Source organism: Roseomonas aerilata DSM 19363 (genome assembly GCF_000711725.1).
Classification (GTDB): Bacteria; Pseudomonadota; Alphaproteobacteria; order Acetobacterales; family Acetobacteraceae; genus Roseomonas; species Roseomonas aerilata.
Map to the genome: position 1 here is coordinate 199,177 of NZ_JONP01000006.1, position 20,612 is coordinate 219,788.

General features: G+C 70.3%; 19 protein-coding genes. 5 read left to right on the plus strand and 14 right to left on the minus strand.

Annotated features, from left to right (window positions below; genetic code table 11):
- Window positions 1-57 precede the first annotated feature (57 nt).
- From BO39_RS09295 to BO39_RS09310, 4 genes are all read left to right on the plus strand, one after another.
- On the plus strand, window positions 58-753 hold the full coding sequence (locus tag BO39_RS09295; protein WP_043832250.1) for a response regulator: 696 nt from the start codon (window positions 58-60) through the stop codon (window positions 751-753).
- A 40-nt stretch (window positions 754-793) separates the two neighbouring features.
- Window positions 794-2,275, plus strand: a complete 1,482-nt coding sequence (locus BO39_RS09300; protein ID WP_084697980.1) for an ATP-binding protein — start codon at window positions 794-796, stop codon at window positions 2,273-2,275.
- A gap of 103 nt (window positions 2,276-2,378) precedes the next feature.
- On the plus strand, window positions 2,379-3,218 hold the full coding sequence (gene cysE / locus BO39_RS09305; protein WP_043832252.1) for a serine O-acetyltransferase: 840 nt from the start codon (window positions 2,379-2,381) through the stop codon (window positions 3,216-3,218).
- A 67-nt stretch (window positions 3,219-3,285) separates the two neighbouring features.
- Entirely contained in the window at window positions 3,286-3,474 is a 189-nt protein-coding gene (locus BO39_RS09310; protein WP_043832254.1) for a hypothetical protein, read from the plus strand.
- Window positions 3,475-3,629: 155 nt separating this feature from the next.
- Here BO39_RS09310 and ychF read toward each other — a convergent pair whose 3' ends face one another.
- Window positions 3,630-4,724 (minus strand): redox-regulated ATPase YchF, encoded by a 1,095-nt coding sequence (gene ychF, locus BO39_RS09315; protein WP_043832256.1) that lies wholly within the window; start codon window positions 4,722-4,724, stop codon window positions 3,630-3,632.
- Window positions 4,725-4,902: 178 nt separating this feature from the next.
- Between ychF and BO39_RS29775 the strand changes: the two genes are divergently transcribed.
- The gene (locus tag BO39_RS29775) at window positions 4,903-6,114 is read left to right on the plus strand and encodes an acyltransferase family protein (RefSeq protein WP_169742748.1); all 1,212 of its coding nucleotides are present in this window, start codon (window positions 4,903-4,905) and stop codon (window positions 6,112-6,114) included.
- A gap of 3 nt (window positions 6,115-6,117) precedes the next feature.
- On the opposite strand, the gene pth is transcribed toward BO39_RS29775, so the two are convergent.
- The 13 genes from pth to thiC form a co-directional block, all read right to left on the minus strand.
- A complete protein-coding gene (pth, locus tag BO39_RS09325) occupies window positions 6,118-6,690 on the minus strand; it encodes an aminoacyl-tRNA hydrolase (protein ID WP_043832259.1) in 573 nt (190 codons plus the stop codon).
- Window positions 6,691-6,790: 100 nt separating this feature from the next.
- Window positions 6,791-7,471, minus strand: coding sequence for a 50S ribosomal protein L25/general stress protein Ctc (locus BO39_RS09330; RefSeq protein ID WP_043832261.1), 681 nt, complete (start codon window positions 7,469-7,471; stop codon window positions 6,791-6,793).
- A 161-nt stretch (window positions 7,472-7,632) separates the two neighbouring features.
- A complete protein-coding gene (locus tag BO39_RS09335) occupies window positions 7,633-8,718 on the minus strand; it encodes a branched-chain amino acid aminotransferase (RefSeq protein WP_211257408.1) in 1,086 nt (361 codons plus the stop codon).
- Between the two features lie 137 nt (window positions 8,719-8,855).
- The gene (locus BO39_RS09340; RefSeq protein WP_043832263.1) at window positions 8,856-9,794 is read right to left on the minus strand and encodes a LysR substrate-binding domain-containing protein; all 939 of its coding nucleotides are present in this window, start codon (window positions 9,792-9,794) and stop codon (window positions 8,856-8,858) included.
- A gap of 48 nt (window positions 9,795-9,842) precedes the next feature.
- Entirely contained in the window at window positions 9,843-11,429 is a 1,587-nt protein-coding gene (ahpF, locus tag BO39_RS09345; RefSeq protein WP_043832265.1) for an alkyl hydroperoxide reductase subunit F, read from the minus strand.
- A gap of 100 nt (window positions 11,430-11,529) precedes the next feature.
- Complete coding sequence (gene ahpC, locus BO39_RS09350; RefSeq protein WP_043832267.1) at window positions 11,530-12,093, minus strand: alkyl hydroperoxide reductase subunit C; 564 nt, start codon at window positions 12,091-12,093, stop codon at window positions 11,530-11,532.
- 304 nt (window positions 12,094-12,397) lie between these two features.
- Complete coding sequence (gene sucD, locus BO39_RS09355; RefSeq protein WP_043832269.1) at window positions 12,398-13,288, minus strand: succinate--CoA ligase subunit alpha; 891 nt, start codon at window positions 13,286-13,288, stop codon at window positions 12,398-12,400.
- A gap of 4 nt (window positions 13,289-13,292) precedes the next feature.
- Window positions 13,293-14,486: an ADP-forming succinate--CoA ligase subunit beta gene (sucC, locus tag BO39_RS09360; protein ID WP_043832272.1), complete on the minus strand. Its 1,194-nt coding sequence runs from the start codon at window positions 14,484-14,486 to the stop codon at window positions 13,293-13,295.
- Window positions 14,487-14,555: 69 nt separating this feature from the next.
- Window positions 14,556-15,509 carry a malate dehydrogenase gene (gene mdh / locus BO39_RS09365; RefSeq protein WP_043832274.1) on the minus strand — a complete coding sequence of 318 codons (954 nt, stop codon included), beginning with the start codon at window positions 15,507-15,509 and terminating at the stop codon, window positions 14,556-14,558.
- A 154-nt stretch (window positions 15,510-15,663) separates the two neighbouring features.
- Window positions 15,664-16,281, minus strand: a complete 618-nt coding sequence (locus BO39_RS09370; RefSeq protein WP_043832276.1) for a hypothetical protein — start codon at window positions 16,279-16,281, stop codon at window positions 15,664-15,666.
- A gap of 92 nt (window positions 16,282-16,373) precedes the next feature.
- Window positions 16,374-17,564, minus strand: a complete 1,191-nt coding sequence (gene zapE, locus BO39_RS09375) for a cell division protein ZapE (protein WP_052401852.1) — start codon at window positions 17,562-17,564, stop codon at window positions 16,374-16,376.
- Window positions 17,565-17,709: 145 nt separating this feature from the next.
- Window positions 17,710-18,678: a Bug family tripartite tricarboxylate transporter substrate binding protein gene (locus tag BO39_RS09380; RefSeq protein WP_043832277.1), complete on the minus strand. Its 969-nt coding sequence runs from the start codon at window positions 18,676-18,678 to the stop codon at window positions 17,710-17,712.
- Window positions 18,679-18,757: 79 nt separating this feature from the next.
- On the minus strand, window positions 18,758-20,596 hold the full coding sequence (gene thiC / locus BO39_RS09385) for a phosphomethylpyrimidine synthase ThiC (protein ID WP_043832279.1): 1,839 nt from the start codon (window positions 20,594-20,596) through the stop codon (window positions 18,758-18,760).
- Window positions 20,597-20,612: the final 16 nt, after the last annotated feature.

The window sequence follows — 20,612 nt, forward strand, 5'->3', positions numbered from 1 at the left end:
GCCGGCGCCCGAGGGTGGCAGCCCTGCATCCGCGCAGCATTCTGCGGCGGGGAAGGCATCGTGACCGACGCCGCGCACCTGCTCGTGGTCGATGATGACGCGCGACTCCGCACCCTTCTCCAACGATTTCTGGCCGAGCAGGGCTTCCGCGTCACCGCCGCCGCCGACGCCGCCGCCGCGCGCCAGGCGCTGGAGGGCATGGAGTTCGACCTGATGGTGCTCGACGTAATGATGCCCGGCGAGACCGGGCTGCACCTGACGGAAAGCCTCCGCCGCGCGGGGCAGGACGTGCCCATCCTCATGCTGACGGCGGCGGGCGAGCCGGACGACCGCATCGCCGGCTTCGAGCACGGGGCCGACGACTACCTCGCCAAGCCCTTCGACCCCAGGGAGCTGGCGCTGCGGATCCGCACCATCCTCAAGCGCGCGGCGCCACCCTCCGCCGTGCCCCTTCCCCCGGTGCAGCTCGGCCTGCGCTGGTTCGATCCCGAGCGGGGCGAGCTGCGCGGCCCCGAGGGCGTGACGCGGCTGACCGGCGGCGAGGCCTCCCTCCTCGTCGCCCTGGCGCGGCGCGGGGGCGAGGTGCTCTCCCGCGACGAGATCGCGGCGGCCATGGGCTCGCCCGAGGCCGGGGAGCGCGCGGTGGACGTGACCGTGACCCGGCTTCGGCGCAAGATCGAGCCCGACCCGCGCGAGCCGCGCTTCCTGCACACGGTGCGCCACAAGGGCTATGTCCTCCGCCCCGGCGCCTGAACTGGACCGGCGGGCGCGGGACGGATCGGGGAGGGCCGCCATGGCACCGGACATCGGCGCCGCCGAGATCGACGAGCGGGGTATCGCGAGGCCGGGGAGCGGCCGGGCCAGCATCGGCCGCGGCGACGGGGCGGCGGAGGCTGAGGGCGGCACCGGCCCCTGCTCTCCCCCGGCCTGGACCCGCCGCCGGCGCCTGCGCGGGGTGGTCACGGCCGCGCTGCGCCCCTTCGTGCCGCGCGGGCTGCTCGCTCGCGCGCTCCTTATTGTTCTCGTGCCGCTGGTGGTCACCCAGGGCATCGCGCTGCAGCTCTTCTACGGCACCCATCTCGACGTGATCTCCCGCCGGCTGGCGGGGGGCGTCGCGGGGGATATCGGCATGGTGACGGAGGTCCTCTCCCGCCAGCCGGACCAGGAGGAGTGGGGCTGGATCTTCCGCGAGGCCGCCTGGCGCCTCGACCTCTCCCTCGCCTACGAGGCGGGCGCGACGCTCGGCCCACCGGCCTCGCGCCCGGCCAGCCTGCCCCTGCTGCCGCTGGAGGAGGACCTCGATCAGGCGATCCGGGAGCGGGTTCGCCTCCCCTTCGACACGGACTGGCAGAGCGACCCGCGCAGCGTGATCATCCGAATCGGCATGCCCGACGGGGTGCTGAGCGTGGAGGCGCCGAGGAAGCGCCTCTTCTCCGGCACGCTCTACCTTTTCGTCATCTGGCTCGTCGGCGCCTCGCTGCTGCTCTTCGGCGTGGCCGCGCTGTTCATGAAGAACCAGGTGCGGGCGCTGCGCCGCCTGGCCGCGGCGGCGGAGGCCTTCGGCAAGGGTCGCGAGACCGGCCCCATCAAGCCCGAGGGCGCGAGCGAGGTCCGCCAGGCCGGCGCCGCGTTCAACGGCATGCGCGCGAATATCCGCCGCTTCGTCACCCAGCGGACGGAGCTGCTGGCCGGCATCAGCCACGACCTTCGCACCCCCCTCACCCGCCTTCGCCTGGGCCTCGCCATGCTGCCGCGCGGCGCCGAGGAGGACGCGGCCGCCATGACCCAGGACGTGGAGGAGATGGAGCGGATGATCGCCTCCTATCTCGCCTTCGCGCGCGGCGAGGTGCTGGAAGCGCCGGAGAGCACCGACCTTGTCGCCCTCGTGCGGGACATGGTCTCGCGCCTTCCCGCGGAGGGGTCCCAGGTGGTGGTACACGAGGTTCCGCCCTCGCTCACCCTGCCGGTGCGGGCGGATGCGCTGCGGCGCTGCCTGGGCAACCTGCTCGACAACGCCCTGCGGCACGCGGGCCTCGTCGCCGTCTCCGTGAGGCCGACGCCGGGCTGGGCGGAGGTGCTGGTGGACGACAACGGCCCGGGCATCCCCGCCCCGGCGCGGGAGGGGGCCTTCAAGCCCTTCGCCAGCTTCTCCGCCGGCGGCACCGGCCTGGGCCTCGCCATCGCCCGCGACATCGCCCGCGCTCATGGTGGCGAGATCGCGCTGGAGGAGAGCCCCATGGGGGGGCTGCGCGCCGTGGTGCGGCTGCCGATGTAAGAGGCGCGGCCTTGCCCCATCTGGCGAGAGGCCCGTGGCTGGACGCGGGCGCCGCCGCGGCCCATTCCGGCACCGCGACGCACCGGAAGCGACGGAGAGGTTGATGGACAGGGCCGAAATCGACATCGGCACCGAGGCGACGGAGCCCACCCCGACCGCGCCCGCGCTCTGGGAGGCATTGCGGGAGGAGGCGGAAGCGGCGGCCGCGGGCGAGCCGGCGCTGCGCGCCCTGCTGGAACTCGCCGTGCTCCGCCACGAGGCGCTGCTGCCCGCCCTCGCCTCCCTTCTCGCGGGACGGCTGGCGGAAGCGCTGATGCCGGCCGAACGGCTGGAGGTCCTGGTGCGGGAGGCCGGGGCAGACCTCGTCGGCTTCGCCGTGGCGGATCTCGCGGCCACGCGGCGGCGCGACCCGGCGGCGCGCGGCTGGCTCTCCCCTTTCCTCTACTACAAGGGCTTCCACGCCCTCGCCTGGCACCGGGTGGCGCATCACCTCTGGAATGAGGGGCGGCAGGATCTCGCGCGCTATCTGCAGAACCGCAGCTCGCTCGTCTTCGGGGTGGATATCCACCCGGCGGTGCCCGTCGGGCGCGGCGTCTTCATCGACCACGCGACGGGCGTGGTGGTCGGGGAGACGGCCTCGATCGGCAACGACGTCTCCATCCTCCAGGGCGTGACGCTGGGCGGCACGGGCAAGCAGCGCGGGGACCGGCACCCGAAGGTGCGGGACGGCGTGCTGCTCTCGGCCGGGGCGAAGGTGCTCGGCAACATCATCATCGGCCGGGGCGCGAAGGTCGGCGCGGGCAGCGTGGTGCTCGCCGATGTGCCCCCCTGCGCGACGGTCGCGGGCGTGCCGGCGCGGGTCGTCGGTTGGTGCCGGGACGCGGTGCCGGCGCTGGCCATGGACCAGAGTATTCCCTCGACCAACCAATCATCACGTTACTGAGAATTCACGTTTACTTGAGGCTCTGTTACGGCATGATACTCGCACTGAAGGGGAAAGAGGGGCCACAATGCGTTGGATTCTTGGTAGCTTTTTCGTTGTTGCGCTCGCGAGCCTGGCGAGCACGGGTCAGGCGATGACACCGGGCGCCGTGACGACCTCCGTCGAGTCCGCCCGTGAGGTGGCCTCCGTCACGCAGGACGTTGCCAGCCGCCGCCATCGCCGCCACGTGCGTCACCGCCGCGCCGTTACGCGCTGAGGGCGACGTGGGGAGGGGATTTCCCCTCCTGTCAGAAGGTTCGAAGGGCTCGGCGGGAAACCACCGAGCCCTTTCCTTATCTGGGTTGCTTGCGGAACGGCGGCCATTCTCCGCCATCTGAGTTGGCTTCGCCGAATGGCCGGCAGGCCCCCTTGCTAGACGTTGAAGCGGAAGAGCAGCACGTCGCCGTCCTTCACGACGTATTCCTTGCCTTCGACCCGCATCTTCCCGACCTCCTTCGCCCCCTGCTCGCCGCCGAGCGCCACGAAGTCGTCGTAGGCGATCGTCTCGCAGGCGATGAAGCCGCGCTCGAAGTCGTTGTGGATGACGGCGGCGGCCTGGGGGGCCTTGGTGCCCTTGGTGATCGTCCAGGCCCGGGATTCCTTCGGGCCCACCGTGAAATAGGTGATCAGGCCCAGCAGGTCGTAGCCAGCGCGAATGATGCGATCGAGCCCGCTGTCGTGCAGGCCGAGGCTGTCCAGGAACTCCGCCCGGTCGGCCTCGCCCATCTGGCTGATCTCGGCCTCGATGGCGGCGGAGACGATGACGGCGCGCGCCCCTTCGGCCTTCGCACGTGCTTCGACCGCCGCGGAATGGGCGTTGCCGGTGGCGGCCGACCCTTCCTCCACGTTGCAGACGTACAGCACGGGCTTGGTGGTCATGAGCTGCAGGCGCGCGGCCGCCGCTTCCTCGCCCTTGGGCACGGCGGTGCGGGCGGGCTTGCCCTCGGTCAGGGCAGCGACGATCGGCTCGGCCAGCGCGACGAAGGCGGCGCTCTCCTTGTCGCCGTTCTTCGCCTTCTTCTGAGCGGGGACGAGGCGCTTCTCGAGGCTCTCGAGGTCGGCGAGCATCAGCTCCGTCTCGACCGTCTCCGCGTCGCGCACGGGGTCCACGCTGCCCTCGACATGCGTGATGTCGCCGTCCTCGAAGCAGCGGAGGACGTGGACGATGGCGTCCACCTCCCGGATATTGGCCAGGAACTGGTTGCCCAGCCCCTCCCCGCGCGAGGCGCCGCGGACGAGGCCGGCGATGTCCACGAACTCGAGGCTCGTCGGGACCTTCTTGATCGACTTGCCGATGCGGGCCAGCTCGTCCAGCCGCGGGTCGGGCACGCCGACGCGGCCGACATTCGGCTCGATCGTGCAGAAGGGGTAGTTGGCGGCCTGGGCGGCGGCCGTCTGGGTCAGCGCGTTGAAGAGGGTGGACTTGCCGACGTTGGGCAGGCCCACGATGCCGCAGTTGAAGCCCATGGTGGCGGGGTGTTCCGTGTGTTTGGGGAGATATGGCCTGCCCCTTACGCCGCCCCGGGCCGCGGCGCCAGCAGAGCGCCGATGGCCGAGCCATGCGTCTGCCTTATAAGAGGGAGCAACGGCGGTTCTCCGCCTTGGCGCCAGGGCGCCCCCGGTTGGATAAGCAATGACGATCCCCTTGCAACAGAGTCCGCCGGACCCGGCCGAGGGCGCCCTCAGCCCCGCCCCCTCGCGCGACGGCCACCGGTTGGTCTTCGCGAACCAGCTCCGCGGGCTGGCGGCGCTGGCGGTCATGGTCGCGCACCTTATCGGAGTGTTCTGGGGCGGGCGGGAGATCGTGGGGATCACTACCTCCTCCCCGCCACAGACGGGCGAGCTGCCGGGGATCTTCGCGCTGGTCGGGCAGCCCTGGTTCAACTTCGGGCCCTTCGGCGTCGCGGTCTTCTTCCTTATCAGCGGGCTGGTCATCCCGATCTCGCTCGGGGCGCATTCGCGAGCCACCTTCATCCTCGCCCGGCTGCTGCGGATCTATCCGACCTATCTCGCGGCGCTGGCCGTGAACCTGGCGGTGGTCTGGCTCGCCTCCCGCTACTGGGGGCTGCCCTTCGCGCACGCGGGCTCGACCATCCTGGCGAACGCGCTGCTCCTCCAGGACATCCTCGTGAAGCCGACGGTGGACCTCGTGAACTGGTCGCTGGTGGTCGAGCTGAAGTTCTACCTGCTGATGACGCTGCTGGCGCCGGCGATCCGGCGGGGCAGCGTCTCGGCCCTTTTCGCCATCGGCTTCGGGGCTCTGGCGGCGAACCTGGCGCTCGGCGCGCCCTTCTTCGCGGCGGCCGTGGCGCCCTGGCGGGCGCCGTTCAACGGAGTTCTCTTCTCCACCCCCTATCTCGTCTTCATGCTCATCGGGGTGCTGTTCAACTACCGGCTGCGCGGGCTGCTCTCGGCGCCGGGGCTGCTGGCGGGGATGGCCGGGCTGGGAGCCCTCTTCGTCGCCTGCTGGCGCGCGGGGCCCTTTCCGGAGGGCTACCCGCATGTGCTGGTGAACTATGCCTACGCGCTGGCCCTCTTCGGCGGGCTCTTCCTCGTCCGCGGCCATCTGCGGCCCTTCCGGCCGCTGGACGCACTGGCGGCGATCAGCTTCCCGCTCTACCTCGTGCACTCGCTCGTCGGGTACTCGCTGCTCAAGCTGCTGATGATCGCGGGCGGGCTCGGCTACTACCCGGCGCTGGCGATCACCGTGCCATCCGTGATGGCCGTGGCCGTGCTTCTCCACCTCGGGGTGGAGCGCTGGTCAATCGAGGCGGGGAAGCGCCTCGCCCGGCGGCCTGCCGCGCCCGGCTGGCTGACCCGCCTCAGCGGCCGGGGGGCCGAGCTGGTCCGGTCCTGATCCTCATGCCTGGGTGAGAAGGGCGACCTTCGTCATGAACTCCTCCGGCCGTCCCTCGGCCAGGAGGGGGGCGGCGTCGGAAACGGCATCGAGCAGGCGGTCGAGCCAATCGGCGTCCACCTTCGCGAAGTTGCCGAGGACGTGGCCGTGCACGCGGTCCTTGTGGCCGGGATGGCCGATGCCAAGGCGCACGCGCCCGAAATCCGGGCTGCCGAAGGCGCGCTGCATGTCGCGCAACCCGTTATGCCCGGCCGCCCCCCCGCCCCGCTTCACCCGCACCTTGCCCGGCGCCAGGTCCAGCTCGTCGTGGAAGGCGGTGATGTCCGGCAGGGCGATCTTGTGGAAGGCAGCGGCGGGCTGAACCGAGTTGCCGCTGTCGTTCATATAGGTGTGGGGCTTGAGGAGGATGATCCGCTGGCCGGCGATCTGGCCTTCCGAGACCTCCCCCTTGAAGCGGCTGCGCCAGGGGGCGAAGCGGTGGCGGGAGGCGATGCGCTCCACCGCCATGAAGCCGATGTTGTGACGCTGGCGGGCGTGCTCCGCCCCCGGATTGCCCAGGCCGACCCAGAGCAGCATCCCTCATTCCCCAAATAGATAGAGGCGCCCCGCTCTCGCGGATGCGCCCCAGGCAGACCAGTCGGAAAGGGCCGGGGGAACGCTCCCCGGCCCGTCTTCCTTACTTCTTCTTCGCGGCCGGGGCGGCGGGCTTGGCGGCGCCCTTGGCGCCCTTGCCACCCTTGCCGGCATCCGGCGCGGGCGCCGGGGCGGCGATCACCACCTCGGCCTCGGCCACCGTCGGCGGGGCGACGGTCAGCACCACGAAGTCGCGGTCGAGCGTCGGCACGGCGCCCTGCTGGTCCTTCACGGCGGACCAGCGGATGGTGTCGCCGATCTCGGCGGCCGAGATGTCCAGCTCAAAGCGCTCCGGCACGTTGTCGGGGTCGGCCATCACCTCGAGGTCGCGGCGGACGAGGTTGGCGACGCCGCCGGCCTTGATGCCGGGGGAGACGTCCTCGCCCAGCAGCACCACGGGCACGCGCACGCGGATGCGCTGGCCGGCGGCGAGCCGCTGGAAGTCCACATGGATCGGCTGGTCGGAAACCGGGTGGAACTGCACGTCGCGCATCAGGCAGCGCTCCGTCGCGCCGCCGGCCACCGCCACCTCATAGAGGTGCGACTGCCAGCCGCCCTTGTGCAGCTCCTTCATCACGTCGCGCGGGTCGAGGGAGAGGAGGGTCGCCTCCTGCTTCGCACCGTAGATCACTGCGGGGACAGAGCCCCCACGCCGGGTCGCGCGCGCCGCCCCCTTACCGGCCCGCTCGCGCGCCGCGGCCTCGATCCGAATGGTCTGGACCATTGCCACAAATTCCTTCGCACGTTGGGTTTGAACGATCCGCGCTGCCATCAGGGCGCGCGAACGGGCGCCGGCCTCCAGGGGTGCCGGCGCGCGGGGGGTCTAGCGGGCGGTCGGGAAAAGAGCAAGGCCGGAAGGAACCTATCCCCCGGCCCTGCCCGCCCTCACGCCTCGACGGGGGTCTTCACCTCGGTCATCCAGCCATGCGGGTCGGGCGCCCAGCCGTACTGGATCGAGACGATCGCGTCGTAGAGCTTTTGCGTCAGCTCGCCGGTTCCACCGCTGCCGATGGTGATTTTCTCGCCCTTGTAGCCGAGTTCCCCCACGGGGGAGACGACGGCGGCAGTGCCGGTGCCCCACATCTCCTTCAGGGTGCCGTTCCGCCCGGCTTCCATCACCTCCTCGATGGAGATGCGGCGCTCGTTCACCGCCACGCCCCAGTCCCGCAGGAGGGTGAGGATGGAGTTGCGCGTCACGCCGTCGAGGATGGTGCCGGCGAGCGGCGGGGTGATCACCTCGTCGCCGATCCGCATCATGATGTTCATGGTGCCGACCTCGTCGATCCAGCGGCGCTCGACGCCGTCCAGCCAGAGGACCTGCGTGTAGCCGGCGGCCTCGGCCTCCTGCTGGGCGGAGAGAGAGGCGGCGTAGTTCGCGGCGGTCTTCGCCTCGCCCAGCCCGCCCTGCACGGCGCGGACATGGGTGTCGGTGGCGAGGATTCGCACCGGCTTCACGCCCTCCTTGTAGTAGGAGCCGACGGGCGAGCAGATGACGAAATAGGTGTAGCGGCTGGCGGGGTGGACGCCGAGCATCACCTCGGTCGCGACCACGGTCGGGCGAATATAGAGGGAGGTGCCGGGCGCGCGGGGCACCCATTCATGGTCGGCGGCGACAATTGCCTCGAAGGAGCGGCGGATCAGGTCCTCGTCCATCTCGGGGATGCAGAGGGCGCGGCAGGACTTGTTCAGGCGCCGCGCGTGGCGCTCGGCCCGGAAGAGCTTGATGCTGCCGTCGGCCTGACGGAACGCCTTCAGCCCGTCGAACACCGCCTGCCCGTAGTGCAGGACGGAAGTGGCGGGATCCATGACCAGCGGCGCGTAGGGCACCACGCGCGGGTCATGCCAGCCGCGGCCAGCCTCGTAGTCCATCATGAACATATGGTCCGTCAGGACCTTGCCGAAGGAGAGCGAGGTATCGTCGGGGCGCGACAGCGGCGTCCGGGTGCGGGTGAAGGGGATGTCCATGGTCATGGCGCCGGTGTCCGCAATATTGTTGCTTCTGGGGCTAGCTTAGCGCAACGCGGCGGCCGGCGGAAATCGTGGGCGCGCATCGCACCCATGTGTCTGCGTCAGGTTCCCTGACCCAAGAGATGCGCCTGCCCTCCGGTTCAACGGGCGGCGGCGAGGGAGGTCGAGGGGTCGTTCCGCGGGTCCAGCAGCTTCGGTGGAAGGTCCCGCAGCACGACGGCCAGTTCCTCCAGGAGCGGGCCCAGCGCCGAGGTCCGGCGCCAGAAGAGGCCGATCTGGCGGCTGGGATTGCCGTTCTCGAAGCGCAGCAGGTGCAGCCGGTCCGAGTAAGCGGCCATGCCGGTGGCGGCCAGGGCGGGCATCAGCGTCACGCCGAGCCCGGCCAGCACCATCTGGCGGAGCGTCTCAAGGCTGGTGGCACGGAACTCGGACCCTTCCTGGGCGCCGGAGAGGTGGCAGACCTCCAGCGCCTGGTCGCGCAGGCAGTGCCCGTCCTCCAGCAGCATGAGGTTGTAGCGGGAGAGTTCCTCCATCCGCAGGCTCTCGCGGCTGGCCAGCTCGTGACTCCGCGGCACGGCGAGGAAGAAGGGTTCCTCGAACAGAGGCTCGCAATGGAGGCTGGCGTCGTGCACCGGCAGGGCGAGGATCGCCGCGTCCAGGCGCCCCTCCCGCAGGCGGGCGAGGAGCTGGTCGCTCTTCTCCTCCGTCAGCAGGAGCTGGAGCTGGGGGAACCGGGCCCGAACCGCCGGCATGACCTCCGGCAGGAGATAGGGGCCGAGCGTGGGAAAGACGCCCAGGCGTGCAGTGCCGGACTCGGGGCGGGAAAGGCGGCGCGCGGCCTCCCGCATTCCCTCCATTTCGGCCAGGATTCGCCGCGCGCGCCCCACAGCGTCCTGCCCGGCGGGGGTGAGCATCACCCTGCGCGGCGACCGCTCGAAGAGGGCGACGCCCAGCTCCTCCTCCAGCTTGCGAATCTGGGTGGAAAGGGTGGGCTGCGCGACGAGGCAGGCATCGGCGGCCCGCCGGAAGTTCCGGTGATCCGCCAGGGCGACGAGGTACTGGAGTTCACGAAGATTCATGCGCGTGCCGTTCCGCGCCCGCCCCGGATGGGACGGGCGCGGGCGGGATCAGGCCGCCTTGGCCTGCTGCGGCGCCGCCTCGGGGACGGAGCTGCGGATGAGGTAGTCGAAGGCCGCGAGCGAGGCCTTCGCGCCCTCCCCGGCGGCGATAATGATCTGCTTGAAGGGCGTGGTGGTGCAGTCGCCGGCCGCGAAAACGCCGGGCAGCGAGGTCTGGCCATGCGCGTCCACGATGATCTCGCCACGCGGGGAGAGGTCGAGCGTGCCGCGCAGCCACTCCGTGTTCGGCAGCAGGCCGATCTGCACGAAGATGCCCTCGAGCTTGATCGTGTTCAGCTCGCCGGAGATGCGGTCCTCGTAGACGAGACCCGTCACCTTCTGGCCGTCGCCCTGCACCTCGGTGGTGCGGGCGGAGACCAGCACCGTCACGTTCGGCAGGCTGCGGAGCTTGCGCTGGAGCACCTCGTCCGCGCGCAGCTTGGTGTCGAACTCGAGCAGCGTGACGTGCTTCACGATGCCCGCGAGGTCGATCGCCGCCTCGACGCCGGAGTTGCCGCCGCCGATCACGGCCACGTCCTTGCCCTTGAAAAGGGGACCGTCGCAGTGCGGGCAGTAGGCCACGCCCTTGTTCTTGTAGGTGTCCTCGCCGGGCACGCCCATCTGGCGCCAGCGGGCGCCGGTGGAGAGGATGATGCTCTTCGCGTGCAGCGTCGCGCCACCCGTCATGCGAACCGAGAACACCCCGTGCTCGAAGTTCAGCTCCTCGGCGCGCTGGAGGTTCATGATGCGAACCTCGTTCTCGCGAACATGCGTCTCGAGCGCCTGGGCGAGCTTCGGTCCCTCGGTGTGGGTCACGGAGATGAAGTTCTCGATGCCCATGGTGTCCAGCACCTGGCCGCCGAAGCGCTCGGCGGCGACGCCCGTGCGGATGCCCTTGCGCGCCGCATAGACGGCCGCCGCCGCGCCGGCGGGGCCGCCGCCGACGATCAGCATGTCGAAGGGAGCCTCGGCGTTCAGCTTCTTCGCCTCGCGCGCGGCGGCGCCGGTGTCGAGCTTGACGACGATCTCCTCGACGCCCATGCGGCCCTGACCGAAGACCTGGCCGTTGAGGTAGATGGTCGGCACGGACATCACCTGCCGCTCCTCGACCTCCGCCTGGAACACCGCGCCGTCCACCGCGACGTGCTTGATGGCGGGGTTCAGCACGGCCATCAGGTTCAGCGCCTGCACCACCTCGGGGCAGTTCTGGCAGGACTGGGAGAAATAGGTCTCGAAGGTGAACTCGCCGTCCAGGTCCTTGATCTGGTCGATCACCGCCTGCTCCAGCTTCGGCGGATGGCCGCCGACCTGCAGCAGCGCGAGGACGAGCGAGGTGAACTCATGCCCCATGGGCAGGCCGGCGAAGCGCAGCGAGATGTCCTGGCCCGGGCTGGTCAGCGCGAAGGAGGGCGCGCGCTCGCCGTCGTCCCGCCGCTCCTCGACGGAGATCTTGGGGGAAGCGGCCTGAAGGTCGCGCAGCAGCTCCACCATCTCGCGGGACTTAGGGCTGTCGTTGACGGAGGCCGTGATCTGGATGGGACGGACTACCCGCTCCAGATAGGCCTTGAGCTGAGTCTTGAGGTTGGCATCCAGCACGGGGGCAACTCCGGCGACGGGGAATTCGGGGGAAGCGGCCGGGCCCGCGCGGGGCCCGGCTGTTCGGTGCCGGCCGGAGCCGGCACCTTTCAGACGCGGATCAGATCTTGCCGACGAGGTCGAGCGACGGGGCGAGGGTCTCGGCCCCCTCCTGCCACTTGGCCGGGCAGACCTCGCCGGGGTGGGCGGCGACGTACTGAGCGGCCTTGATCTTGCGGATCAGGTCCTCGGCGTTGCGGCCGATGCCCTCGGCGGTGATCTCGACGGCCTGGATGATGCCCTCGGGGTCCACGATAAAGGTGCCGCGGTCGGCAAGGCCCTGGCCCTCACGGAGAACCTGGAAGTTCGTGCTGATCTCGTGCGTGGGGTCGGCCAGCATCGTGTACTGGATCTTGGCGATCGTGTCGGAAGCGTCGTGCCAGGCCTTGTGCACGAAGTGAGTGTCGGTGGACACGGAGTAGACCTCCACATCCATCTTACGCAGCTCCTCGTAGTGGTCGGCCACGTCGCCCAGCTCGGTCGGGCAGACGAAGGTGAAGTCGGCGGGGTAGAAGAAGAACACCGCCCAGCTGCCGAGCACGTCGTTCTCGGTCACCTCGATGAACTTGCCCTGCTTGTAGGCCTGGGCCTTGAACGGCTTGATCTTGGTGTTGATGAGGGACATGCGATCTCCTGTTGCGGTGTGCCGCGGCACCTTCGCGCCGCTTCGCCGGACGGAAGCTAGGCTTGCCTGAGAGATATGCCAAATAGATAAAAATTCCAGGTTTGATAGATGACATCTATCGAACGTCGAGCTCCCGCCGAGCGCCCGGCAGATGGGCCTCGGCGGTGCCCAGTGGCACCCAGCCCCCTCCCGGCGGCCGCGCAGCATCGCTCAAACAGCCGTGAACACGTCGGCCCCTGAACGCGAAAACGCCGCCGGGGTGCCCCCCGGCGGCGCTTCCAAACCTCGGCGGTTCGCCGCTAGTTCAGGCGGCGATGGCCTTCACCATGGTCGAACCCAGCGCGGCCGGGCTGTCGGCCACGAAGATACCGGCGGCGCGCATGGCGTCCATCTTGGCTTCCGCCGTGTCCTTGCCGCCGGAGATGACGGCACCGGCATGGCCCATGCGGCGGCCGGGAGGGGCCGTGGCGCCGGCGATGAAGCCGACGACGGGCTTGTAGTTGGCCGAACCGGGCTTGTTCTCGCGGCCCAGGAACTCGGCCGCGATGATCTCGGACTGGCCGCCGATCTCGCCGATCATCACGATCTGCTTCGTCTCGGGGTCGGCGAGGAACATCTCCAGCACTTCCTGGAAGTCCGTGCCCTTCACCGGGTCGCCGCCGATGCCGACGCAGGTAGACTGGCCGAGGCCGGCCGCCGTGGTCTGCGCCACCGCCTCATAGGTCAGCGTGCCCGAACGGGACACGATGCCGACCGAGCCGCGCTTGTGGATGTGGCCGGGCATGATGCCGATCTTGCAGGCTTCCGGCGTGATCACGCCCGGGCAGTTCGGCCCGATGAGGCGGGACTTGCTGCCGGAGAGGGCGCGCTTGACCTTCACCATGTCGATCACCGGGATGCCCTCGGTGATGCAGATGATGAGCGGCACCTCGGCCGCGATGGCCTCCAGGATCGAGTCGGCCGCAAACGGCGGCGGCACGTAGATGACGGAGGCATCGGCCCCGGTCGCCTCGACGCACTCGGCCACCGTGTCGAACACGGGCAGGCCGATATGGGTCTGCCCGCCCTTGCCCGGCGTCACGCCGCCCACGTAGTTCGTGCCGTAGGCGATGCCCTGCTCGGCGTGGAAGGTGCCCTGCGACCCAGTGAAGCCCTGGGTCATGACCTTGGTGTGCTTGTCGACGAGAACGGACATGGCTTCAGGCCGCCTTCTTCACGGCGTCCACCACCTTCTGGGCGGCGTCGGCAAGGTTGTCGGCGGGAATGATCGCCAGGCCGGACTCGGCCAGGATCTTCTTGCCGAGATCGACATTGGTGCCCTCGAGGCGCACCACCAGCGGCACGGCGAGCGAGAGGTTCTTGCTCGCCGCCACGATGCCCTCGGCGATCATGTCGCACTTGGCGATGCCGCCGAAGATGTTGACGAGGATCGCCTTGACGTTGCTGTCGGAGGTGATGATCCGGAAGGCCTCGGTCACGCGCGCCGCGTTGGCGGTGCCGCCGACATCGAGGAAGTTCGCGGGCGAGGAGCCGTAGAGCTTGATGATGTCCATCGTGGCCATCGCCAGCCCGGCGCCGTTCACCATGCAACCGATCTCGCCGTCGAGCGCGACGTAGTTGAGGTCGTTCTTGACCGCGTCCAGCTCCTTCGGGTCCATCTCGCTGTCGTCGCGAAGGGCCTCGAGGTCCTTGTGGCGGAACAGCGCGTTGTCGTCGAAGGACACCTTGGCGTCGAGCGCCACGATCTCACCGGCGCCGGTCACGACCAGCGGGTTGATCTCGACGATCGCCATGTCGAGCGCCGTATAGGCCTCGTACATCGCGGTGACGAACTTCACGAAGGTGCCGACCTGCTTGCCCTCGAGGCCCAGCCCGAAGGCGAGCTTGCGCGCGGCCCAGGGATAGAGGCCGGAGGCCGGGTCAACCGCCACCTTGAGGATCTTCTCGGGGTGGTGCTCGGCCACCTCCTCGATCTCCATGCCGCCCTCGGTCGAGGCCATGACGGTGACGCGGGAGGTCTCGCGGTCGAGCAGGATGGATAGGTAGAGCTCGCGCTTGATGTCGCAGCCGGCCTCCACATAGACCTGGTTCACCACCTTGCCCTCGGGCCCGGTCTGCTTGGTGACCAGCGTGTGGCCGATCATCGCGGCGGCGGCTTCCTTCGCGGCCTCGGGCTTGACGACGCGCACGCCGCCCTTGCCGTTCGGGTCGTCCGTGAAGCGACCGGCGCCACGGCCGCCGGCATGGATCTGGCTCTTTACCACCACCACGGGGCCCGGCAGCTTCTTCGCCGCCGCCTCGGCCTCCTCGGGCGTGCGGGCGACGTAGCCGTCGAGCACCGCGACGCCGTAGCGCTTCAGCAGCTCCTTGCCCTGGTATTCATGGATGTTCATGCGGGTCCCGCCTATCCGATAAGAGAAGGGCCGGGGTCTCCCCCGGCCCACATTCTCAGGAGCCTGGGCTCAGACGCCGAGCGCCTTGAAGTCCTCGACGAGCTTCTTCACCGCGTCGCAGGACTTGTCGAAGGCGGCCTTCTCCTCGGGGGAGAACTGCACCTCGACGATCCGCTCCACGCCGCCGGCGCCGATCACCACGGGCACGCCGACGTAGAAGTCGTTCAGGCCGTACTCGCCGTTCAGCATCACCGCGCAGGGCAGGACGCGCTTCTTGTCCTTCAGGTAGCTCTCGGCCATCGCGATGGCGGAGGCGGCCGGGGCGTAGAAGGCGGAGCCCTTCTCGAGCAGCTTCACGATCTCGCCGCCGCCGTTGGCGGTGCGGGCGACGATCGCGTCGATCTTCTCCTGCGTCGTCCAGCCCATCTTGATGAGGTCCGGCACCGGGATGCCGGCGACGGTGGAGTAGCGGGTCAGCGGCACCATCGTGTCGCCATGGCCGCCGAGCACGAAGGCCGTCACGTCCTCGACCGAGACGTTGAACTCCTGCGCGAGGAAGAGGCGGAAGCGGGCGCTGTCGAGCACGCCGGCCATGCCGACCACCATGTGCGCGGGCAGGCCGGACTTCTGCTGGAGCGCCCAGACCATGACGTCGAGCGGGTTGGTGATGCAGATGACGAAGGCGTTCGGGGCGTACTGCTTGATGCCCTCGGCCACCTGGCCCATCACGCCCGCGTTCTTCGTCAGCAGGTCGTCGCGGCTCATCCCGGGCATGCGGGGGAAGCCGGCGGTGACGATGATGACGTCCGCGCCCTCGATGGCCGCGTAGTCCGAGCCGCCGGTCATGGCGCTGTCGAAGTCATCGACGGGGCTGGACTGCATGATGTCCAGCGCCTTGCCGGCCGCCACCCCCCCGAACACGTCGAAGAGCACGACATCGCCGAGCTCCTTCAGGCCGATCAGGTGGGCGAGCGTGCCGCCGATGTTGCCGGCGCCGATGAGGGCGATCTTCTTGCGGGCCATAGGGGGTCCTTCGAGAGGGAGTCTCGCGAGGGCGAGAAAGGCGCGCAGGCATTAGACCCGGATGCCCGGGCCGGCAAGGCGGGCCCGCAATGGAAAGGGGCGGGGCGCCCCTCGGCACCCCGCCCCTGCCCTTCCGGAGGATTGCCCCCGGGGATCACATCGGCATGCAGCGGAAGGTGTCGGTATGGCCGCGGGCGAGCACGGCCATGGTGCCGGCCGGGCAGTCCATCTGCTCGCCATCGGCGGCGGGCAGGCCGGCGTGCCACACGCCCCGGCCGCTGTAGCCGCGATCCTCATCGGCGCTCTCGTCGCGGGTGCTCGTATAGGTCGCCTTGCCGTACTTGCCGCCGCGCGCGGGAAGGGTGGAGGCCGCGGCCGGGGCGGCGGAGAAAAGGCTCACGAAGCGCAGCCCGTTGCGCTGGCCGTGCATCGAGGCCGGGCGCAGGTCGGTGTAGCGCAGGGCCTCCCGGCGGGTGGCGCCCCGCACGGCGAAGACCGGCCGGCGCGAGGACCGGACCTCCGCGCTGCGCTGACCGCGAACGGAGGCCGCGGCGCGCCCGCGCGGGGCGACGGCGACCATCCGGCGCGAGGTGGCCGGGGCCGCGACCGGGCGGGGCGCGAAGGCGGGCCGAAGGGTCGGCGTGGCAGTCGGGCGGGCTGGCGTCGCGCGGGCGGCCTTGCCCGTGGAACGCGCCTCCTGGCGGGCTTCCGCCGGATGGACCGCCGCGAGCGCGACGACGGTGCCGAACGCGATGGCAAAGGAACGCAGCATGTTGATCTTTCCCCCTATTGGGCCCAACCCCGGATCCCCACCCGGCGCCCTGCCCCCTCAGGCACGCGCCGAGCAAATCCTGGGCCGAGCGGCTACGTCAGATGTGGCAGGGCCAGGTAGTCCTGGCTCTGCATTTCCATGAGGCGGGAGGCGGTGCGCTGGAACATCGCCGCCCCCTCCCCTTTCTCGTAGAGCTGGTCGGGCACGGCCTCGGCCGAGGCGACCAGCTTGCAGCGGTGCTCATAGAGCGTGTCGATGAGCGTCACGAAGCGGCGGGCCCGGTCGAAGTTCTCCGGGCCCAGCCGCGGCACGCCGTCCAGCACGAGCGTGTGGAAGTGGGTGGCGATGGCCAGGTAGTCCGCGGCGCCGAGATAGGCGCCGCAGAGGGTTTCGAAGTCCGCACGCGCCACTCCCCGGTGGGCCTGCGGTACTTCGAGCTTGCGGCCCAGCACGGTCAGCGAGCAGGGCTGGCCATGGGCCTCGCCGCTCAGCTCGCGGAAGGCCGCGTCGAGCGCGCGCTCGGCGCGGCCGTCAAGCGGGGTGTGCCAGGTGGGCAGGCCCCGGATGCGGTCGCGCCGGTAGTCCTGAAGGGCCGAGAGGTGCAGCACCTCCAGCCGCTTCTGGATGAGGGCGATGAAGGGCAGGAAGGCGTCACGCCCCGGCTTGCCCTTGAACAGATCGGCGGGCGCGGTGTTGGAGGTGGCGACCACCACAACGCCGCGGGCGAAGAGCGCCTCGAACAGGCGGCCGAGGAGCATGGCGTCCACGATGTCGTGGACCTGGAACTCGTCGAAGCAGAGCAGCGCGGCCTCGGCCACGATCCGGTCGGCCAGTGGCGGGATTGGGTCGGCCGCGTCGCCATGGGTCCGGCGCCACTCGTGGATGCGCCGGTGGGAGGTCTGCATGAAAGCGTGGAAGTGCTCGCGCTTCTTCCGCGGCACGTCCGCCGTCTCGAAGAAGAGGTCCATGAGCATGGACTTGCCGCGCCCGACCTCGCCGACGAGGTAGAGACCGAGCGGCGGGCCGTCCGGCTGGTCCTCCACGGGCTTGCGGCGGAAGAAGCGGGCGAGAAGGCCAGGCTCCTCCTTTGCTTCCGGGCGCGGGTCGTAGCCGCGGAGGCGTCGCCAGAGGTCCTGCAGCGTTTCGGCCGCGCGCGCCTGGGCAGGGTCCGCGCGAAGGGCGCCGGACGCCACCCGGGCGCGGTAGAGGGGGAGCGGGCCCTTCGCGATATCCGCCGAAACGGTGCTTCCCGCGAGGGCTGGCGCGGTCGTGGTGCCGTCCATCGGCGGCCGGTCTAACCCGGTCGCAGGCCGCTCGCAACTTCGCGTGCGCCGTTACATAAACCATTCCGGCCCCGGCATCCCCGCCGGAGGGGTTCCGTGAGGAACGAGCGGCAAGTCTCTGAGGGGGCTCGGAAGTCGCCCGCCGCTAGTCGGCGGTGATGCCGGCAGCCTGGATCACCGGCGCCCAGCGCGCGCGCTCGGCTGCGATGAAGCGGCCGAAGGCCTCGCCAGGCATGGGATAGGGCGTCGCCCCTTCCCGACCGAGGCTGGAAACCAGCTCCGGCGAGTCCAGGCTGCCGAGGATGGCGGCCTCCAGCCGGGCGCGGATCGGCTCGGGCGTGCCGTGGGGAACGAGGATCCCGTACCAGGCGGTTGCGCGATAGCCGGGGATGGTCTCGGCCACCGTCGGCACATCCGGCATGGACGGGAGCCGCTTGTCGTCGGTGACGGCCAGCGCCCGCAGAACCCCGCCCTGGACGAGGCCCGCGACCGAGGGAAGCGTGCTGATCATCGCCGCGACCGTGCCCGCCGCCACGTCCGTCAGGCCCGGAGCGGCGCCGCGGAAGGGCACATGGGTCGCCTCCACCCCCGCTTGCTGGAGCAGCAGCGCCATCGCCAGATGCCCGGCCGCGCCGTTGCCGGGGGAGGCGTAGTTCATCCCGCCTCGCTTCTCCCGGGCCTCGGCGATCAGCGCGGGAAGCGTCGTGGCGGTCGTGCCGGGCCCCGCGACGAGCACCAGCGGAGTCTCCGCCACCATCGCCACCGGATCGAGCGCGGTCTGCGGGTTCACCTTCAGGTTCCGGCCGAACAGGGTCGGGTTCACGGAAATCGGGCCCTGGTTGCCCATGAGCAGCGTGTAGCCGTCCGGCCGGGAGCCCGCGACCAGCTCCGTCGCCAGGTTGCCGCCGGCACCGGGGCGGTTCTCCACCACCACGGGCTGGCCGAGGGTGGCGTTCAGGCGGGTGCCGAGGGCGCGCGCGACGGCATCGGTGCCGCCGCCCGGCGTGTAGGGAAGGATCAGCCGCAGGGGGCGGTCCGGCCAGCCGCCCTGCGCCCGCGCCGCGAGGGGCATGAGGGCCGGAGCGGCGAGCAGCGCGCGGCGTTTGATGGGCATGGACCGGCCTCCGGGACGTTTCCTGCGGTCGGCGAACGAAGCGGAAGGCGGCGGGCGATGCAACCCGCCGCCGCGCCGGTCAGTCCGCGGCGCCCTCCACCAAGGGCACGTAGAGCTTCCCGCCCTCCCGGAACTTGGCGGCCATGGCCTCCATCCCCTCCTTCTGCGCCTCCGCCCGGATGTCGTGGGAGATGCGCATGGAGCAGAACTTCGGCCCGCACATGGAGCAGAAATGCGCGGTCTTGTGCGCCTCCTTCGGCAGGGTCTCGTCATGGAAGGAGCGCGCGGTGTCGGGATCCAGCGAGAGGTTGAACTGGTCCTCCCAGCGGAACTCGAAGCGGGCGCGGGAGAGGGCGTCGTCCCGCAGCCGCGCGGCCGGATGGCCCTTGGCGAGGTCCGCCGCGTGGGCCGCGATGCGGTAGGTGATCACGCCCGTCTTCACGTCGTCCCGGTCCGGCAGGCCGAGATGCTCCTTCGGCGTGACGTAGCAGAGCATGGCGCAGCCGAACCAGCCGATCATGGCCGCGCCGATGCCGGAGGTGATGTGGTCGTAGCCCGGGGCGATGTCGGTCGTCAGCGGCCCGAGGGTGTAGAAGGGCGCCTCCCCGCAGGTGGCGAGCTGCTTGTCCATGTTGGCCTTGATCTTGTGCATGGGCACGTGGCCCGGGCCCTCGATCATCACCTGGCAGTCCTTCGCCCAGGCCACCTGGGTCAGCTCGCCCAGCGTCTCCAGCTCCGCGAACTGCGCGGCGTCGTTGGCATCGGCGATGGAGCCGGGGCGCAGGCCGTCGCCGAGGGAGAAGGAGACGTCGTAGGCCCGGCAGATGTCGCAGATCTCCTCGAAGTGCTCGTAGAGGAAGCTCTCGCGGTGATGATGCAGGCACCACTTCGCCATGATCGAGCCGCCGCGAGAGACGATGCCGGTGACGCGGCTTGCGCTCAGCGGCACATGGGCGAGGCGCACGCCGGCATGGATGGTGAAGTAGTCCACGCCCTGCTCGGCCTGCTCGATCAGCGTGTCGCGGAAGACCTCCCAGGTGAGGTCCTCGGCAATGCCGCCGACCTTCTCCAGCGCCTGGTAAAGCGGCACGGTGCCGATGGGGATCGGCGCGTTGCGCAGGATCCAATCGCGGATGTTGTGGATGTTGCGGCCGGTCGAGAGGTCCATGACCGTGTCCGCGCCCCAGCGGATGGCCCAGACCATCTTCTCCACCTCCTCCGCCATGGAGGAGGTGACAGCGGAGTTGCCGATATTGGCGTTGATCTTCACCAGGAAGTTGCGGCCGATGATCATCGGCTCCAGCTCCGGGTGGTTGATGTTGGCGGGGATGATGGCGCGGCCGCGCGCGATCTCGTCGCGGACGAACTCCGGTGTCACGTGATCGGGGATGGCGGCGCCGAAATCCTCGCCGTCGCGCTCCAGTGCCACGCGGGCCTGGGCCCGGCCGAGATTCTCGCGGATGGCGACGTATTCCATCTCCGGCGTGATGATGCCGGCCCGGGCATAGGCGAGCTGGGTCACGGCGCGACCGTCCTTCGCGCGCAGCGGGCGGTGGCGGACCGGGAAGGCGGGTGTCAGGCGCTCGCCGGAGACGAAGCCGTTGTCCTCGGGCTTCAGGTCGCGCCCGTCATAGGCCTCCACCTCGCCGCGCGCCTCGGCCCAGGCGCGGCGGTGGCGGGGCAGGCCGCGCTCGATCGCGATCTCGGCGGCGGGGTCGGTATAGGGGCCGGAGGCGTCGTAGACCGTCACCGGGGGCTCGCCCGCGCTCGGGTGCAGCGCGATCTCGCGCATCGGCACGCGGAGTTCCGGATGCCGGGTGCCGGGCTTGAAGACCTTCGTGGAGGCCGGCAGCGGGCCGGTGGTGACGGTCGGCACGCCTTTGGTGGCGGGCCGTTCGGTCGTGGTTTCGATGGACATGCGCCAGAGCTCCTTC

Coding starts and splice junctions, on each gene's coding strand:
- BO39_RS09300 (WP_084697980.1), top strand. CDS start 794: ATGGCACCGGACATCGGCGCCGCCGAGATCGACGAGCGGGGTATCGCG.
- cysE (WP_043832252.1), top strand. CDS start 2,379: ATGGACAGGGCCGAAATCGACATCGGCACCGAGGCGACGGAGCCCACC.
- BO39_RS09310 (WP_043832254.1), top strand. CDS start 3,286: ATGCGTTGGATTCTTGGTAGCTTTTTCGTTGTTGCGCTCGCGAGCCTG.
- ychF (WP_043832256.1), bottom strand. CDS start 4,724: ATGGGCTTCAACTGCGGCATCGTGGGCCTGCCCAACGTCGGCAAGTCC.
- pth (WP_043832259.1), bottom strand. CDS start 6,690: ATGCTGCTCTGGGTCGGCCTGGGCAATCCGGGGGCGGAGCACGCCCGC.
- BO39_RS09330 (WP_043832261.1), bottom strand. CDS start 7,471: ATGGTCCAGACCATTCGGATCGAGGCCGCGGCGCGCGAGCGGGCCGGT.
- BO39_RS09335 (WP_211257408.1), bottom strand. CDS start 8,718: ATGACCATGGACATCCCCTTCACCCGCACCCGGACGCCGCTGTCGCGC.
- BO39_RS09340 (WP_043832263.1), bottom strand. CDS start 9,794: ATGAATCTTCGTGAACTCCAGTACCTCGTCGCCCTGGCGGATCACCGG.
- ahpC (WP_043832267.1), bottom strand. CDS start 12,093: ATGTCCCTCATCAACACCAAGATCAAGCCGTTCAAGGCCCAGGCCTAC.
- sucD (WP_043832269.1), bottom strand. CDS start 13,288: ATGTCCGTTCTCGTCGACAAGCACACCAAGGTCATGACCCAGGGCTTC.
- sucC (WP_043832272.1), bottom strand. CDS start 14,486: ATGAACATCCATGAATACCAGGGCAAGGAGCTGCTGAAGCGCTACGGC.
- mdh (WP_043832274.1), bottom strand. CDS start 15,509: ATGGCCCGCAAGAAGATCGCCCTCATCGGCGCCGGCAACATCGGCGGC.
- BO39_RS09370 (WP_043832276.1), bottom strand. CDS start 16,281: ATGCTGCGTTCCTTTGCCATCGCGTTCGGCACCGTCGTCGCGCTCGCG.
- zapE (WP_052401852.1), bottom strand. CDS start 17,564: ATGGACGGCACCACGACCGCGCCAGCCCTCGCGGGAAGCACCGTTTCG.
- BO39_RS09380 (WP_043832277.1), bottom strand. CDS start 18,678: ATGCCCATCAAACGCCGCGCGCTGCTCGCCGCTCCGGCCCTCATGCCC.
- thiC (WP_043832279.1), bottom strand. CDS start 20,596: ATGTCCATCGAAACCACGACCGAACGGCCCGCCACCAAAGGCGTGCCG.